Here is an 819-nt window from a genome sequence, read left to right as displayed (position 1 = left end):
GTGCAATTTCTGGAATGATGGGTGCTGTTGCACGTTACGGTTTTTCCCCTGTTCATTTTGGTTTCAGTACCCAGAATGAAAGATTTTTTGGCCCTTTGTGGTCGATTAAAAAAGCGCTTTGTTCAAGGACGGTGCTTGTTTATATTGGTGTATGGCTAATTGTTAATTTTATTATAGGTATTTCGTCCTCTCTGTTTGAAAGGGGGGATATTTCAATTGCATGGGAGGCTCATATTGGTGGGCTTTTTTCAGGCTTTTTGTTAGTTGGTTTTTTTGATATTTCGCGCAGTAAAGCAAAAATTACGTTCTAAGATATTTATGAGCCACGTAGAGCGCTATTGTTGCTGCGTTTGAAACATTTAATGATTTAATATTTCCGGGCATATCAAGACGTGTTAAGGCGCAAACGGTTTCACGTGTTTTTTTGCGTAAGCCTTTACCTTCTGCTCCTAGAACAAGAGCGATTTTTCTTCCTGTTAATGCTGTTTCTAGGGAATGGTCGCCTTCTGAATCGAGGCCAAGGCTGATAAAACCTGCTTTATGAAGTTCTTGAAGTGTTTCGGCAAGGTTTCGTACGGTGATATAATTAATTATCTCCAAAGCTCCCGACGCGGCTTTAGCAAGAACGCCACTTTCTTGGGGAGAGTGGCGACAAGTGGTAATAAGTGCTCCAGCTTTAAATGCAATTGCAGAACGCATAATAGCACCGACATTATGTGGATCGGTAATGTGATCCATGACAATGACAAGATCGGTATTCGTTAGTTCAGACAATTGGCATGGCTTGAGGGATTCAGTTTCCAAGATAATGCCTTGATG

2 protein-coding genes are annotated in these 819 nt (G+C 41.0%); one reads left to right on the top strand and one right to left on the bottom strand.

Annotation, left to right across the window (positions count from 1 at the left end; translation table 11 throughout):
• A partial coding sequence (locus tag ACFIK8_RS10805) for a rhomboid family intramembrane serine protease (RefSeq protein ID WP_375669425.1) occupies nt 1–311 on the top strand: 311 nt, incomplete at its 5' end.
• Here ACFIK8_RS10805 and ACFIK8_RS10800 read toward each other — a convergent pair.
• Nucleotides 301–819, bottom strand: a 519-nt coding sequence (locus tag ACFIK8_RS10800) for a TrmH family RNA methyltransferase (protein ID WP_375669424.1), incomplete at its 5' end; no start/stop codon positions are given. The two genes, ACFIK8_RS10805 and ACFIK8_RS10800, sit on opposite strands and share 11 nt — an antisense overlap.

Source organism: Bartonella sp. MR168JLCBS, from assembly GCF_042194175.1.
The sequence above is the reverse complement of the archived record's forward strand: the minus strand, read 5'-3'. Positions and strand labels throughout refer to the sequence as shown.